We start from the raw sequence: 14,450 nt of genomic DNA, 5'->3' as shown, positions 1-14,450 counted from the left end.
GTACCCGGCCGGGCCCGACCGACACCAAGCCGGCGCGGCCCCAATCCCCGCTCCCGGAGGGACTTCCGTGCCGGCTGGAACGCTGTACCGCGGCCGGGAAGGAATGTGGTCCTGGGTGGCTCACCGAGTCACCGGCGTCCTCATTTTCTTCTTCCTGTTCGTTCACGTGCTGGACACCGCTCTCGTCCGCGTCTCCCCCGAGGACTACGACAAGGTCGTAGCCACGTACAAGACGCCGATCGTCGCACTGCTGGAGTACGGCCTCGTGGCCGCCATCCTCTTCCACGCGCTCAACGGCCTCCGCGTCATCGCCGTCGACTTCTGGTCGAAGGGCCCGCGCTACCAGAAGCAGATGCTCTGGACGGTCGTCGGTGTCTGGGTCGTCCTGATGGCCGGGGCCATTTACCCCGTTCTCGGCCACGCCGCTCGTGTCCTGTTCGGGAGCTGACGCAGATGTCGACCACTGAAACCACCGCAGCCGGCGTCGGCCCCGTCGAGGGCACCCCCCTCTTCAACGTCGACAACCCGGCCCCCCTGATCGAGGCCCCGCGCAAACGCACCAAGAAGTCCCCGAAGTCCACCCGGGGCAACTTCGAGATGGCCGCCTGGCTCTTCATGCGCCTGTCCGGCGTCGTGCTGGTCGTCCTGGTCCTCGGCCACCTGCTGATCCAGCTGGTGCTCGACGGCGGCGTGTCGAAGATCGGCTTCGCGTTCGTGGCCGGCCGCTGGGCATCGCCGTTCTGGCAGGTCTGGGACCTGCTGATGCTCTGGCTCGCGATGCTGCACGGCGCGAACGGCCTGCGCACGATCATCAACGACTACGCGGAGCGCGCGAACACCCGGCTGTGGCTGAAGGGCCTGCTCTACACGGCCACGGTGTTCACCATCCTGCTGGGCTCGCTGGTGATCTTCACCTTCGACCCGAACATCCGCTAGGCACGGGGCTGCGAGAATCATGAAGATCCACAAGTACGACACCGTCATCGTCGGCGCCGGCGGCGCGGGCATGCGCGCGGCCATCGAGTCGACGAAGCGCAGCCGCACCGCGGTCCTGACCAAGCTCTACCCCACCCGCTCCCACACGGGCGCCGCGCAGGGCGGCATGGCCGCCGCGCTGGCCAACGTGGAGGAGGACAACTGGGAGTGGCACACCTTCGACACGATCAAGGGCGGTGACTACCTGGTCGACCAGGACGCCGCCGAGATCCTGGCGAAGGAGGCCATCGACGCCGTCCTCGACCTGGAGAAGATGGGCCTGCCGTTCAACCGGACGCCCAACGGGACGATCGACCAGCGCCGGTTCGGCGGGCACTCCCGCAACCACGGCGAGGCGCCGGTCCGCCGGTCCTGCTACGCGGCCGACCGCACCGGCCACATGATCCTCCAGACGCTGTACCAGAACTGCGTCAAGGAGGGCGTGGAGTTCTTCAACGAGTTCTACGTCCTCGACCAGCTGATGACCGAGGTCGACGGCGAGAAGCGCTCGGCCGGTGTCGTGGCCTACGAGCTGGCGACCGGCGAGATCCACGTCTTCCAGGCGAAGGCCGTCATCTACGCGTCCGGCGGCACCGGCAAGTTCTTCCGGGTCACGTCCAACGCGCACACGCTCACCGGTGACGGCCAGGCGGCCGTCTACCGTCGCGGGCTGCCGCTGGAGGACATGGAGTTCTTCCAGTTCCACCCGACCGGCATCTGGCGCATGGGCATCCTGCTGACGGAGGGCGCCCGTGGTGAGGGCGGCATCCTCCGCAACAAGGACGGCGAGCGCTTCATGGAGAAGTACGCGCCGGTCATGAAGGACCTCGCGTCCCGTGACGTCGTCTCCCGGTCCATCTACACGGAGATCCGGGAGGGCCGCGGCTGCGGTCCCGAGGGCGACCACGTCTACCTCGACCTCACCCACCTCCCGCCGGAGCAGCTGGACGCCAAGCTCCCGGACATCACCGAGTTCGCGCGCACCTACCTCGGTATCGAGCCGTACACGGACCCGATCCCGATCCAGCCCACCGCGCACTACGCGATGGGCGGCATCCCGACGAACGTCCAGGGTGAGGTCCTGAGCGACAACACGACGGTCGTGCCGGGCCTGTACGCGGCCGGCGAGGTCGCCTGTGTGTCGGTGCACGGCGCCAACCGGCTGGGCACGAACTCCCTGCTGGACATCAACGTGTTCGGCCGCCGGGCGGGCATCGCCGCCGCGGAGTACAGCCACACCGCGGACTACGTGGACCTGCCGGAGAACCCGGCCGAGTTCGTCGTCTCGCAGATCGAGCAGCTGCGCACCTCGACGGGCAACGAGCGGGTCGCCACGCTCCGCCGGGAGCTGCAGGACACGATGGACGCCAACGTCATGGTGTTCCGTACCGAGCAGACGATCAAGACGGCCGTGGAGAAGATCGCGGAGCTCCGCGAGCGCTACCGGAACGTCTCGATCCAGGACAAGGGCAAGCGGTTCAACACCGACCTGCTGGAGGCCATCGAGCTCGGCAACCTGCTGGACCTGGCCGAGGTCATGGCGGTCTCCGCCCTGGCCCGCAAGGAGTCGCGCGGCGGTCACTACCGCGAGGACTACCCCAACCGCGACGACGTCAACTTCATGCGCCACACCATGGCGTACCGCGAGGTGGGCGACGACGGCGCCGAGTCCATCCGTCTCGATTACAAGCCGGTCGTCCAGACCCGCTACCAGCCGATGGAGCGTAAGTACTGATGGCAACCCCTGTTCTGGACAAGGCGGACGCGGCCGGCCAGCCCGAGCCCGGCTTCGCCGACTCCCCGTACATCACGGTCACCTTCCGGATCCGCCGCTTCAACCCGGAGGTCTCGGCGGACGCCGTCTGGGAAGACTTCCAGCTGGAGATCGACCCGAAGGAGCGCGTCCTCGACGGCCTCCACAAGATCAAGTGGGACGTCGACGGCACGCTGACCTTCCGCCGCTCCTGCGCGCACGGCATCTGCGGCTCGGACGCGATGCGGATCAACGGCAAGAACCGCCTCGCCTGCAAGACGCTGATCAAGGACATCAACCCCGAGAAGCCGATCACGGTCGAGCCCATCAAGGGCCTGACGGTCCTGAAGGACCTGGTCGTCGACATGGAGCCGTTCTTCCAGGCGTACCGGGACGTGATGCCGTTCCTCATCACGAACGACACCAACGAGCCGACGCGCGAGCGTCTGCAGTCCGCCGCGGACCGCGAGCGCTTCGACGACACCACGAAGTGCATCCTGTGCGCCGCGTGCACGTCGTCCTGCCCGGTCTTCTGGAACGACGGCCAGTACTTCGGCCCGGCGGCGATCGTCAACGCGCACCGCTTCATCTTCGACTCGCGTGACGAGGCGGGCGAGCAGCGCCTGGAGATCCTGAACGACCGCGACGGCGTCTGGCGCTGCCGCACGACCTTCAACTGCACGGACGCCTGCCCGCGCGGCATCGAGGTCACCAAGGCGATCCAGGAAGTCAAGCGCGCCCTGATCACGCGCCGCTTCTGATCCCGGCTCCGCCAGGACCACAAGGGCCCCGCTCCTCGGAAGGAGCGGGGCCCTTCCGCGTGTCTGCGGCCGGTGCGGGTGCGCGGTTCTAACCTGACGGTATGTCAGATGACGAGTCGTACGAACTGCTCGGGTTCGACAACGTGCTGTTCCCCGTCGGGGACCTCGCGGATGCCGTCGGCTTCTACGAGCGCGCCGGGTTCACGGTCGGGTTCCGGTTCGACGAGGGCGGCATCGCCCTGCTGAAGGTCGGGGGCGAGACGCCCGGGATCCTGCTGCGGGCCGAGGCGGGGCTGGGGCGGCGGACGCCGGTGTGGGCCGCCCCGCGGCTGTGGCTGGAGGTGCCGGACGCGCGGGCCGCGGCGGGGCGGCTGGCCGAGGCCGGGATCGCCGTGCTCGACGCGCCGTTCTCCGTCGCCACCGGATGGACCGTCGAGATCGCCGACCCCTGGGGGAACGTCCTCGGGTTCACCGACTACAGCAAGCGGCCGGAGCTGGCACGGCGGGCGTGAACGGGGTCACTCCACCTTTGAGTTGAACACGTTCAAAAGCAGGGCTACAGTCATCCCTGTCAGCGTTTTGAACGCGTTCAAGAAGGGGTGGGGCATGGACCGCACGGTCATCGCCTACGTCATCTACCTGCTCGTCAGCATCGGACTGACCATCTGGGTGGCCCGCACGCTCAGCCGCAACGGGCGGATCTTCCTCTCCGACGTACTGCACGGGAACGAGCAGCTCGCCGACGCCGTCAACCACCTTCTGGTCGTCGGCTTCTACCTCGTCAACCTCGGCTTCGTCGCGCTATACCTGCACACCAGCGACACCGTCGACGACACCCGGGACATCTTCGAGACCCTGTCGGCCAAGCTCGGCGTCGTGCTGCTGGTGCTCGGCGTGATGCACCTCGGCAACGTGTACGTCCTCAACCGGATACGGCGGCGCGGGGTCATGGAGAAGGAACAGCTCCCGCCCGTCCCGCCGCAGGGCTGGACCGCGCCGGCGGCCGGGGCGTGAGCACCGTGCCGGCCACCGACGACCGGGGCGCCACGCGCGTCCCGGTCCGCGGGCTCACCGTTCTCTACGACGCCGAGTGCACCCTCTGCACCCACCTGCGCGACTGGCTCGCGCGGCAGCCGCAGCTGGTACCGCTCACCCTGGTCCCGGCGGCGTCGGCCGAGGCCCGCGCCCGCTTCCCCGGGCTCGACCACTCCGCCACCCTCGACGAGGTCACCGTCGTCGGCGACTCCGGGCAGGTCTACCGGGACACGGCCGCCTGGATCGTCGTCCTGTGGGCGCTCCGAGAGCACCGGCCGCTGGCACACAGGCTGAGCACCCCGGCCGGAGCCCGGCTGGCCCGGGGCGCGGTACTCGCCGCCGCCCGGTGGCGGGGCGCCCAGTGGGGCGGGAAGGTCTACCGGCGCGAGGACGGGTGGGTCTACGACCCCGGGCTCGGATGGGTCTACGACCCTCCGGGCTGTGCCGGCGGCGTCTGCGCCACTCGTTAGGCTCTGTCCGTGTCCGCGAAGAACGACGGTCCTGTCGAGGCCGATACGCCGAGCAAGTCCGAGCAGACCCGCGCGCTGATCCTGGAGACGGCGATGCGGCTGTTCCGGGAGCGCGGCTACGAGAAGACCACCATGCGGGCCATCGCCACGGAGGCCGGGGTCTCCGTGGGCAACGCGTACTACTACTTCGCCGGCAAGGAACACCTGATCCAGGGCTTCTACGACCAGCTCGCCGCCGAGCACCGGGTGGCGGTCCGCGAGGTCCTGGACAAGGAGACCGACCTGGAGGCGCGGCTCGCCGGAGTCCTCAAGGTGTGGCTGGACATCGCCCTGCCGTACCACGAGTTCGCGGTCCACTTCTTCAAGAACGCCGCCGACCCCGACAGCCCGCTCAGCCCGTTCTCCCCGGAGAGCGAGCACGCGCGCGTGGAGGCGATCAGCGTGCACCGGGAGGTGCTGGCCGGGGCGAAGACCAAGGTCGCGCCGGAACTGCGGGACGTCCTGCCCGAGTTGATGTGGCTCTCACAGATGGGCCTGGTCCTGTACTGGATCTTCGACCGCACCGAGGGGCGCGAGCGGAGCTATCGGCTGGCCGAGCGGGGGGCCCGGCTGACCGCGCGCGGCGTCTCGCTCGCGCGGTTCCGGGTGCTCCGGCCGCTCGTGCTGGAGGTCCACGAACTGTTCACGGACTTCCTGCCGGGGATGACGCGGGTGCTGCCGGATCCGGCGGGCAAGGCGGCGAAGGGTAAGTGATCACTTTCGGGTGAAGGGGGTCGAAGGGGACAGCGGGGGGCTTGGCTGCCTACGATGATTTCCTCGACACCAGCCCACGGGAGGCACGCGATGTCCGCCGCAGCCATCGAGCACCCCTTCGACGACGAGCCGTTCTCACTCACGGCCATCGCCGACGAGATCATGGAGCGGCATCCGGGCTACCGCGTCGAGATCATCGGAGGCCACCTCCTCGTGACCCCAGCACCGGACGCCCCACACGCCCGTGCCCTGACCAAGCTCATGGTCCCTTTTATCGCCGCGGGGCTGGCCGACGGCGAAACCGACGTCTTGCAAGGCGTCGGCCTCTGGCTGCCCGCGGGAGCCGAGGACTACGCCATCCCCGACCTGTCGATCGTGGACGCCGACATCGACGACTACCTCGTCGAGAACAATGCCTACGACCCGGTCTGCTTCCGTCTCGTGCTGGAGGTCACCTCCAGCAACTGGAAAGACGACCTGAAGACCAAGGCCCTCGCCTACGCCCAGGCCAAGGTCCCGGTCTACGTCATCGTCGACCGCAAGCACCAGCGTCTCCACGTGCTCACCGATCCCACCGGGGAGAAGTACGAGCACCACCGCCCGTACTCTCCCGGCGAGACCGTCGCGTTGCCCGAATCGATCGGCGCCAAGGTCACCCTCGACGTGGATCAGATCCTCAAGGCCGCGCAGAAGAAAGCTAATTGACCGCGTCCACCTCGTCCCCGGTCAGTTCCACGTCGTACACCAGCGCCCCCTCCGTCACCACCACGTGCCGGGCGCGTGAGCCGTACGCCGAAGACGTCACCGCCAGCAGGTAGGAACCCGGCGCCGGTACCGACACGATGTAGGAGCCGTCCGCCAGCGACGTCACCCGGTCCAGCTGGCGCCCGCCCTTGGACATCAGGGTCACCGACGCGTCCTCCACCGGGTCGCCGTCCGCCGTGCGGACGAAGCCGTGGATCGCCGTGGCCGGGCCGGTCGGCTCGGCGGGCTCCGGGGCGGCCTCCTCCGCCGGCTCCACCGCGAGGTGCGGCAGCCGCTTCTCCAGCCAGTCCGGCAGCCACCAGTTGGAGTTGCCGAACAGGTGCATCGCCGCCGGGACCAGCGCCGTACGGAGAATGAACGCGTCGAGCGCCACCGCCGCCGCCAGGCCGACGCCCGCCATCGCCGCGCCCGAGTCGCCGCTCAGGACGAAGGCCAGGAAGACGCAGACCATGATCAGGGCCGCCGAATTGATGACCCGGCTGGTCTCCGCGAGGCCGACCCGGACCGCCCGCGCGTTGTCCCTCGTGTGCACCCACTCCTCGTGCATCCGGCTCACAAGGAACACCTGGTAGTCCATCGAGAGGCCGAAGAGGAGGGACAGCATGATGACCGGGAGGAACGCGTTGATCGGGCCCTCCTTGCCGAGGCCCAGCAGGTCCAGGCCCCAGCCCCACTGGAAGACCGCGACCAGGACGCCGAAGGAGGCGGCCGCCGCGATCAGGTTCATCACCGCCGCCGTCAGCGGGACCACCAGGGAGCGGAAGGCGACCAGCAGGAGCAGGAAGCCCAGGCCGATGATCGTGGCGATGAAGAGCGGCAGCCGGTCGCCGGTGACCGAGGCGAAGTCCTTGGAGACCGCCGTCACCCCGCCCACGTGCGCCTCCGCGCCCGCCTTCGGGATCACCTGGTCCCTGAGCGTGTCGATCAGGTCGTCGGTCTCCTTGGACTGGGGTGAGGTGGTCGGGATCACCTGGATGACGGTGACACCCTGCGCGGGCGGCAGCGCGGCGGCCCGGGCGACTCCGGGGGTCGTCTCGATGCCCTGGACCAGCTTCGCCGTGTCACCGCCCGCGCTGACCACCTGGAGCGGTCCGTTGAAGCCGGGGCCGAAGCCCTCGGCGAGGAGGTCGTAGGCCTTCCTGGTGGTCGTCGACGCGTCGTCGTTGCCCTGGTCGGTGGCGCCGAGGCGCAGGGAGAGGACCGGGATGGCGAGGACCGCCATGACGACCACCGCGAGCACGGCGATGCGCCTCGGGCGCTTCTGGACGTTCACCGACCAGCGGGCCGCCAGGCCGCTCGTGCTCTCCGGTTCGGGGCCCTCGGCGGCCAGCCGGCGGCGCTGGCGTCGGCTGAGGACGCGCGGGCCGAGGAAGCCGAGCAGGGCGGGCAGGAGGGTGATGGCGGCCAGGACGCTGAGCACCACCGTCAAGGAGGTGCCGATGACCACGCCGTCCAGGAAGCGGAGCCGGGTGACCAGCATGCCGGCCAGCGCGATGCAGACCGTGCCGCCCGCGAACAGCACCGCACGGCCCGAGGTGTTGAGTGCGGTCACCGCCGACTCCTCGGGGTCCATGCCGCGCAGGATGCCCCGGCGGTGCCGGGTGACGATGAACAGGGCGTAGTCGATGCCGACGCCGAGGCCGATCAGGGAGGCGAGCAGCGGGGCGATGTCCGGGATGTTCGTGGTGTGGCTGAGGAGCTGGGTGGAGAACAGGCCCATGCCGACGCCGAAGACCGCGATCGCGATGGGAAGGGTCATGGCGAAGAAGGAGCCGAAGGCGAGGAAGAGGACGACCGCCGCCGCGACGATGCCGACCATCTCGGAGAGGCCCTGCGGGGGCTCCTGGACGCGCTGGATGGCCTGGCCGCCCAACTCGACCTGGAGTCCGCCGCGTTCGGCGTCCTGGGCGGTGTCGACGACCTTCTGGACGACGTCCTTGGGGATCTCGTTCGCCCGCTGGACGAAGGTCACCTGGGCGTAGGCGATCTTGCCGTCCTTGCTGATCTGCGCGGCGCCCTGGGCGCCGTCGTAGGGGCTGGTGACCGCGCCGACGCCCGTCGTCTTCGCGATCGTGTCCAGGGCCGGCTGGATGCGGCTCTGGACCGCCGGGTCCTTCACCGAGCCGTCGGTGACCTTCCAGACCACGGTGTCCGTGTCGCCCGAGGTGTTCGGGAAGGCCTTCTGCATCAGGTCGTACGCGCTCTTGGAGTCCGTGTCGGGGAGGGAGAAGACGTTCGCGTAGTCCGTTCCTGCCTGCGAGGCCGAGAAGCCCACGCCGAACAGCGCCCCCACCCACAGCAACAGGACCACCAGCCGGTGCCGATAGCACCACCGTGCCAATGCCGTCACGCTCAACAGCTCCTTGAATCAAGTAGGTTCGGTCGGTCGGTCCCCCAGGTCCTGGGCAACAGGATTGGCGGCGGGACGGGCGCCGGGACACGCGGCGCGCATGACTCTCAAGGAACTCCAAAGCTGTGAGCCCCCCGGCTGTCGGTGGTCGCGCCGATACTGGGGGCATGACGGCTCCAGGCAGCACCGTGCTGATCGTGGAGGACGAGCCGAGCATCGCGGACGTCCTCGCCATCGCCCTGCGCTACCACCGGTTCGAGGTGATGACGGCCGGCACGGTCCGGGACGCCCTCACGCTGGCCGAGCGCACCCGCCCCGACGCCGCCCTGCTGGACGTGATGCTGCCGGACGGCGACGGCCGGGCCCTGGCCCGCGAACTGCGCGCCCGGCAGCCGGACCTGACCCTGGTCTTCCTGACCGCACGGGACGCGCCGGCGGAGATAGTCGGCGCGCTCGGCTACGGCGACGACTACATCACCAAGCCGTTCAACATCGACGAGGTCGTCGCCCGCATCGGCGCCGTACTGCGCCGCACCCGCCCGGCCGACGTCATCCAGCAGCACCCGCCGCTGCGCTACGGCGACCTGGAGCTGGACGAGACGACGTACTCGGTGCACCGGGCCGGCCGCACGGTCGAGCTGACCCCGACCGAGTACGCGCTGCTGCGCTTCCTGGTGCGCAACGGTGGCCGGATCGTCCCCAAGGAGCAACTGCTCAGGCACGTCTGGCAGTACGAGCACGCGCCGTCCGAGTCGACCGTCGTGGAGACCTACATCAGCTATCTGCGGCGCAAGCTGGACACCCTGGGCGCGCCGGTGATCACCACCCGGCGGGGTGTCGGATACGGCCTGGCATGAACGTCGGGAAGCGACGCCGGCACCGGCACGGCATGCACTCGCTGCGCGGCAAGCTGACCCTGGCCAACGTCGGCCTCCTCGCGGTCGGCATCGTGGCGGCGACCACCATCAGCATCATGGGCATGCGGCTGTACCTCCTCGACCAGGTCGACTCCTCGCTGCTCAAGATGCGTACCTCGCTGGGGAGTTCGGGGCTCACCCTGCGGCAGGTCGACTCCCTGGGCACGCTCGGCGTCATCCGCGACCGGATGGTGCCGACGGAGTCCGACCCGGCACCGGGCTCGATCTTCGCCGTGGTCGACGCCGGGGGCAGCGCCGTCGAGGTCTTCGACATGGCGCCGACCGAGGCCCAGCGCGGACTGGCGGCCGCCGTGCACGACCCGCGCGCCCTCGCCGCCGCCCCCGACCCGGGCGACGTCACCGTGCACGGCGCGAAATACCGGGTGACGGCGACCCGGCTCGCCGACGGCCCCTACATCCTGCTGGCCTCCTCGACCGAGCTGCTGCACGAGGGCATAGCCAAGGCGCTCCGGCTGGACTTCGCCGTCGGCGCGCTGCTGCTGGCGCTGCTGGCCTGCTGGACCATGTTCAGCGTGCGCCGCCGGATGCTGCCGCTGGAGGACATGGTGGAGACGTCGTCGGCGATCGCCGAGGGCGACCTGACCCGGCGGGTGCCGTCGAGCCAGCATCCGACCGAGGAGGTCGAGCAACTGCGGCTGGCCCTCAACTCCATGCTGCACCAGGTGGAGACGGCGTACCGGACGCGCGAGCGCAGCGCCGCCCAGCTGCGCCGGTTCGTCGCGGACGCGTCGCACGAGCTGCGGACGCCGCTCTCCGCCATCCGCGGCTATCTCCAGCTGTACGAGAAGGGGATGCTGAGCGAGCCCGGGGAACGGCGGCGGGCCTGGGACCGGATGCACGGCGAGGTGGACCGGATGGGCCGGCTCGTCGACGAACTGCTGCTGCTGGCACGGCTCGACCAGCGGCCCGAGATCCGGTTCCGGAACGTCGACGTGAGCCGGCTGGTGCGGGACGCGGCGGAGGATCTGCGGGCCCAGCAGCCGGGGCGGCGGGTGGCGGTGAGCGCCGAGGGGGCGGTGCTGGTGCGGGCCGACGAGTCGGGGCTGCGGCAGGTGCTGGGGAACCTGGTGGCCAACGTCCGTACCCACACGCCGGTCGGGGCGGCGGTGCGGCTGGGGGTGGAGCGGTCGGACGGGGCGGTGCGGGTGTGTGTCGCCGACGAGGGGCCGGGACTGACGGAGGAGGACGCCGCGCGGATCTTCGACCGGTTCTTCCGGGTGGGGAGCGCGGAGGGGAGCGGGCTGGGGATGGCGATCGTGCAGGGGGTGGTGGACGCGCACGGTGGTGAGGTTTGTGTGCGGACGGCGCCTGGGGAGGGGCTGGCGGTGACTGTTACGTTGCGTTGTGGCTGAGTTTCGGGTGCGGGTGGATCGTGGCTGGTCGCGCAGTTCCTCCCCCAGCCTTCGGCTGGGGGTACCCCCAGCGCCCCTAAAGGGGCGCTGTGATCAGCGCCCACACAGTCTTGCCGTGGGCTCCTCTGCTCCAGACCCCCCACGCCGCCGCGAGCGTCTCCACCAGGTGCAGGCCCCGGCCCGTCTCGTCGTCCTCCCGGACGATCCGGAGCCGGGGCTCCACCCGGCCCTCGTCGGAGACCTCGATCAGGCACGAGCCGTCCGCCAGCGCCGTCACCGCCACCTCGAACTCCCGCTCCAGCAGCGGGCCGTGGCGTACGACGTTGGTGGCCAGCTCGGACACCAGAAGCATGGCGTCACCGACCGCCGGGTCGCCCGGGCCGTGGCCCCAGTCGGCCAGATGGTCCCGGACCCGGTGCCGGGCCAGGCCCACGGACGCCGGATGCCGGGGCAGCCGGAAGGAGTTGCGTCTCAGCACGTCTGCTCCTCACCCCACGCACACCTCAGTCACATGGTGGCGCGTCGGGTGTCCGCCCCCGTCAGATCCAGTCCAGACTCCACAGGCGGAACAGGCCCGTGCTGTCCGTGAGGTACTGGGTGCCGCCGACGTCCTCGCTGCTGACGACGTAGTCCGTGCGCTGCCAGAGCGGGATCAGCGGCACGTCGTTCGCCACGTCCGTCTGGATGTTGCGGAAGTCCGAGTCGACGCGGGCACGGTCGGCGAACTTCTGGCTGTCCTGGATGAGACCGTCGACGGCCTTGTTGCTGTAGCCCGTGCTCATCACGGAGTCGCTGCCGACCAGGGAGGCGCCGAAGGTGTCCGGGTCGGGATAGTCGGCGACCCAGCCGACCGCCCAGGCGTCCATCTTGCCCGTGGCCCACGACTTCTGGAAGTCGGTCCACTCGTATCCCTTGACGTCGACCTTGAACAGGCCGCCCGCCTCCAGCTGCTTCTTCAGCGCGGCGGCCTCCTCGGCTCCCGCGCCGTGGCCGATGCCGTAGCCGAAGGTGAACTCGACCGGGGTGCTGACGCCGGCCTGCTCCAGCAGCGCCTTCGCCTTGTCGACGCTCTGCGACGGGTACTGGTCGAAGAAGGACGTGGTGTGGCCGGTGAGGCCGGTCGGGATCAGCGAGTACAGCGGCTCCACCGTCCCGTCGTACACGGTGGCGGCCAGCTTCTCGCGATCGACCAGCCAGGCCAGCGCACGGCGGACGAGGACGTCGTGCAGGGCGGAGTTCTTACGGGTGTTGAAGTACAGGTTGCGGGTCTCGGCGCTGTCGGACTCCGTGACCCGCTGGTCGGGGTCGCTCGGCGAGAGCTTGGACACCATCGCCGGCGGCAGCGTGCGGGTGGCGACGTCGATCTCCTTCGCCTTGTACGCACTGCTGAGCTTGGCCGAGTCGGTGTAGTAGTCCAGCTTGACGGGGCGGCCGGAGCCGCTGATGTCGCCCTTGTAGTCGGCGTTGGGCTGCAGGGACGCCTGCTTGCCCTTCGCGTACGACGTCAGACGGTACGGGCCGGTGCCGTCCACCGAGTTGTCGGTGCGCAGGCCGTTCGCCGGGTACTTGTCCTTGTCGACGATCGAACCGGCGCCGGTGGCCACCTTGTACGGGAACGTCGCGTCCGGGGACGACAGATGGAAGGTCACCGTCTTGCCGGAGGCGCTGACCGACGAGAGCGTCGAGAGCAGGGAAGCCGGACCGACATCGGAGTTGATCTTCTTGACCCGGTCGAAGGAGAACTTCACGTCCTCGGCGGTCATCGCCCGGCCGCTCGGGAAGGTGATCCCGTCGCGGATCACACACCGGTACGTCTGCAGACCGGTGTCCGTGAAGCGACAGCTCTCGGCCGCGTCCGGGACCGGCTGGACACCGCCGGGCTCGAACGTGAGCAGCGACTGGAAGACGTTGTTGAACAACGCCCAGGAACCGGCGTCGTAGGCGCCTGCCGGGTCGAGCGAGGTGACGGCGTCGGTCGTACCGACGGTGATCGTCTTGTTCTTGTTCTCCTGCGACGGCAGCAGCTGCCAGCCGCCGATCCCCACGATCGCCAGTACGAGAAGCGTCACGAGAATCCGCATGCGAACAGATCGCATGGTTGGTGCCCTCCCCAGGGCCCGCACGGGCCCGTCCAGGCCCTACCCAGGCCCTCCCCAAGTGCCACTCCCCTAAGTGACGCGGCTCACCTAACCACAGGTGTTTCGTGTGGGGGAAGAGTGATCCGACTAGATGAGGAAGAACTTACCGAAGGCTTGTTTCCCCCGGATTTCACAGCTCCTCCACAGGCGTCCGGAGCTCAGGCCTGCTTCGACGCCAGTTCGACGACCGTGATGTCGGAGGGCGCCCAGACGCGCGTGGGCGGTCCCCAGGCACCGGCTCCCCGGGAGACGTACAGCTGGGTGTCGCCGTACCGGTCGAGGCCCGCGACGGTCGGGTTGGCCGCGGCCGCGATGAGGTTGCCGGGCCAGAGCTGGCCGCCGTGGGTGTGGCCGGAGAGCTGGAGGTCGACGTGGTGGCGGACGGCCTCGTGGATCTGGACCGGCTGGTGGGCGAGGAGCACACAGGCGCGGGCCGGGTCCCGGTCGCCGAGCGCCCGGTCGAAGTCCGGGCCCTGGCCCGTGCTTTCGCCCGCGATGTCGTTCACGCCGGCGAGGTCGAAACGGTCCAGCTCGGTACGGGCGTTCTCCAGCGGGCGCAGGCCCAGCCGGCGCACCTCCTCGACCCACTGGGCGGCGCCGGAGAAGTACTCGTGGTTGCCGGTGACGAAGAAGGCGCCGTGCCGTGCCGACAACTGGGCGAGGGGGGCGGCGGCGGGGCCGAGGTCCTTGACGCTGCCGTCGACGAGGTCGCCGACGACCGCGATCAGGTCGGGCTGGGTGGCGTTGATCGTGTCCACGACGCGCTGCGCGAAGCCGCGGCCGAGGATGGGGCCGAGGTGGATGTCGCTCACCACGGCGATGCGGTAACCGTGGGCGGCCCGGGGGAGTTTGGCGAGCGGGACGGTGACGCGTTTCACGCTGGGGCCGCGGAGGACTCCGTAGGTGCCGTAGCCGACGGTTGCCACGGCGGCCGTTGCGGCTGCGCCGCCGACGATTCGGGAGACGATCAGGCGGCGGGTGGGGTTAGGGGTTTTTGGGGTGGTTTCGGAATGTTGTGACAGTTGCTCGTCGTGGGGGCTGGTCGCGCAGTTCCCCGCGCCCCTTACGGGGCGCTCCGGTTCGGGACGTTCCGAGACGGGGCGCGCCGGAACGGGGCGTTCCGAGGCGGGGCGTTCCGAGGCGAGGCGTTCCGAGGCGAG

15 protein-coding genes are annotated in these 14,450 nt (G+C 69.7%); 11 read left to right on the top strand and 4 right to left on the bottom strand.

From position 1 onward, the window contains the following. Positions 1-67 precede the first annotated feature (67 nt). The 9 genes from sdhC to ACFWXC_RS40345 all read left to right on the top strand — a co-directional run bounded on the left by sdhC (position 68) and on the right by ACFWXC_RS40345 (position 6,452). Positions 68-448 (top strand): succinate dehydrogenase, cytochrome b556 subunit, encoded by a 381-nt coding sequence (gene sdhC, locus ACFWXC_RS40385; protein ID WP_043406142.1) that lies wholly within the window; start codon positions 68-70, stop codon positions 446-448. A gap of 5 nt (positions 449-453) precedes the next feature. Next, on the top strand, positions 454-936 hold the full coding sequence (locus tag ACFWXC_RS40380; protein WP_384487016.1) for a succinate dehydrogenase hydrophobic membrane anchor subunit: 483 nt from the start codon (positions 454-456) through the stop codon (positions 934-936). A gap of 19 nt (positions 937-955) precedes the next feature. After that, positions 956-2,710: a succinate dehydrogenase flavoprotein subunit gene (gene sdhA, locus ACFWXC_RS40375; RefSeq protein WP_384487014.1), complete on the top strand. Its 1,755-nt coding sequence runs from the start codon at positions 956-958 to the stop codon at positions 2,708-2,710. Further along, complete coding sequence (locus tag ACFWXC_RS40370; protein ID WP_384487012.1) at positions 2,710-3,489, top strand: succinate dehydrogenase iron-sulfur subunit; 780 nt, start codon at positions 2,710-2,712, stop codon at positions 3,487-3,489. Before sdhA ends, ACFWXC_RS40370 begins: the two co-directional genes overlap by 1 nt. A gap of 101 nt (positions 3,490-3,590) precedes the next feature. Beyond that, a complete protein-coding gene (locus tag ACFWXC_RS40365; RefSeq protein WP_384487010.1) occupies positions 3,591-4,001 on the top strand; it encodes a VOC family protein in 411 nt (136 codons plus the stop codon). Positions 4,002-4,095: 94 nt separating this feature from the next. Continuing rightward, positions 4,096-4,503: a hypothetical protein gene (locus ACFWXC_RS40360; protein ID WP_384487008.1), complete on the top strand. Its 408-nt coding sequence runs from the start codon at positions 4,096-4,098 to the stop codon at positions 4,501-4,503. Then, positions 4,500-4,994 (top strand): thiol-disulfide oxidoreductase DCC family protein, encoded by a 495-nt coding sequence (locus ACFWXC_RS40355; protein WP_384487006.1) that lies wholly within the window; start codon positions 4,500-4,502, stop codon positions 4,992-4,994. Before ACFWXC_RS40360 ends, ACFWXC_RS40355 begins: the two co-directional genes overlap by 4 nt. Positions 4,995-5,003: 9 nt before the next feature. Continuing rightward, the gene (locus tag ACFWXC_RS40350) at positions 5,004-5,747 is read left to right on the top strand and encodes a TetR/AcrR family transcriptional regulator (RefSeq protein WP_384487004.1); all 744 of its coding nucleotides are present in this window, start codon (positions 5,004-5,006) and stop codon (positions 5,745-5,747) included. Positions 5,748-5,837: 90 nt separating this feature from the next. Beyond that, on the top strand, positions 5,838-6,452 hold the full coding sequence (locus ACFWXC_RS40345; RefSeq protein WP_365794476.1) for a Uma2 family endonuclease: 615 nt from the start codon (positions 5,838-5,840) through the stop codon (positions 6,450-6,452). On the opposite strand, the gene ACFWXC_RS40340 is transcribed toward ACFWXC_RS40345, so the two are convergent. Next, the gene (locus ACFWXC_RS40340) at positions 6,445-8,853 is read right to left on the bottom strand and encodes an MMPL family transporter (RefSeq protein ID WP_384487118.1); all 2,409 of its coding nucleotides are present in this window, start codon (positions 8,851-8,853) and stop codon (positions 6,445-6,447) included. The two genes, ACFWXC_RS40345 and ACFWXC_RS40340, sit on opposite strands and share 8 nt — an antisense overlap. A gap of 176 nt (positions 8,854-9,029) precedes the next feature. Between ACFWXC_RS40340 and ACFWXC_RS40335 the strand changes: the two genes are divergently transcribed. Both ACFWXC_RS40335 and ACFWXC_RS40330 read left to right on the top strand, forming a co-directional pair. Then, entirely contained in the window at positions 9,030-9,719 is a 690-nt protein-coding gene (locus tag ACFWXC_RS40335) for a response regulator transcription factor (protein WP_384487001.1), read from the top strand. Further along, positions 9,716-11,152, top strand: coding sequence for a sensor histidine kinase (locus ACFWXC_RS40330; RefSeq protein WP_384486999.1), 1,437 nt, complete (start codon positions 9,716-9,718; stop codon positions 11,150-11,152). Before ACFWXC_RS40335 ends, ACFWXC_RS40330 begins: the two co-directional genes overlap by 4 nt. 76 nt (positions 11,153-11,228) lie before the next feature. Here ACFWXC_RS40330 and ACFWXC_RS40325 read toward each other — a convergent pair whose 3' ends face one another. The 3 genes from ACFWXC_RS40325 to ACFWXC_RS40315 all read right to left on the bottom strand — a co-directional run. Then, positions 11,229-11,630, bottom strand: coding sequence for an ATP-binding protein (locus ACFWXC_RS40325; protein WP_384486997.1), 402 nt, complete (start codon positions 11,628-11,630; stop codon positions 11,229-11,231). Between the two features lie 61 nt (positions 11,631-11,691). Continuing rightward, positions 11,692-13,248, bottom strand: a complete 1,557-nt coding sequence (locus tag ACFWXC_RS40320) for an ABC transporter substrate-binding protein (protein ID WP_384486995.1) — start codon at positions 13,246-13,248, stop codon at positions 11,692-11,694. Between the two features lie 200 nt (positions 13,249-13,448). Next, on the bottom strand, positions 13,449-14,450 hold a 1,002-nt coding region (locus ACFWXC_RS40315), incomplete at its 5' end, for a metallophosphoesterase (protein WP_384486993.1).

It is taken from the genome of Streptomyces sp. NPDC058683, assembly GCF_042716195.1.
Taxonomy (GTDB): domain Bacteria; phylum Actinomycetota; class Actinomycetes; order Streptomycetales; family Streptomycetaceae; genus Streptomyces.
The sequence above is the reverse complement of the archived record's forward strand: the minus strand, read 5'-3'. Positions and strand labels throughout refer to the sequence as shown.

What these genes read in the sequence shown, in the direction of transcription:
- ACFWXC_RS40380 (WP_384487016.1), top strand. Translation starts at nt 454, where the DNA reads ATGTCGACCACTGAAACCACCGCAGCCGGCGTCGGCCCCGTCGAGGGC.
- ACFWXC_RS40330 (WP_384486999.1), top strand. Translation starts at nt 9,716, where the DNA reads ATGAACGTCGGGAAGCGACGCCGGCACCGGCACGGCATGCACTCGCTG.
- ACFWXC_RS40335 (WP_384487001.1), top strand. Translation starts at nt 9,030, where the DNA reads ATGACGGCTCCAGGCAGCACCGTGCTGATCGTGGAGGACGAGCCGAGC.
- sdhA (WP_384487014.1), top strand. Translation starts at nt 956, where the DNA reads ATGAAGATCCACAAGTACGACACCGTCATCGTCGGCGCCGGCGGCGCG.
- ACFWXC_RS40365 (WP_384487010.1), top strand. Translation starts at nt 3,591, where the DNA reads ATGTCAGATGACGAGTCGTACGAACTGCTCGGGTTCGACAACGTGCTG.
- ACFWXC_RS40360 (WP_384487008.1), top strand. Translation starts at nt 4,096, where the DNA reads ATGGACCGCACGGTCATCGCCTACGTCATCTACCTGCTCGTCAGCATC.
- ACFWXC_RS40320 (WP_384486995.1), bottom strand. Translation starts at nt 13,248, where the DNA reads ATGCGATCTGTTCGCATGCGGATTCTCGTGACGCTTCTCGTACTGGCG.
- ACFWXC_RS40370 (WP_384487012.1), top strand. Translation starts at nt 2,710, where the DNA reads ATGGCAACCCCTGTTCTGGACAAGGCGGACGCGGCCGGCCAGCCCGAG.
- ACFWXC_RS40345 (WP_365794476.1), top strand. Translation starts at nt 5,838, where the DNA reads ATGTCCGCCGCAGCCATCGAGCACCCCTTCGACGACGAGCCGTTCTCA.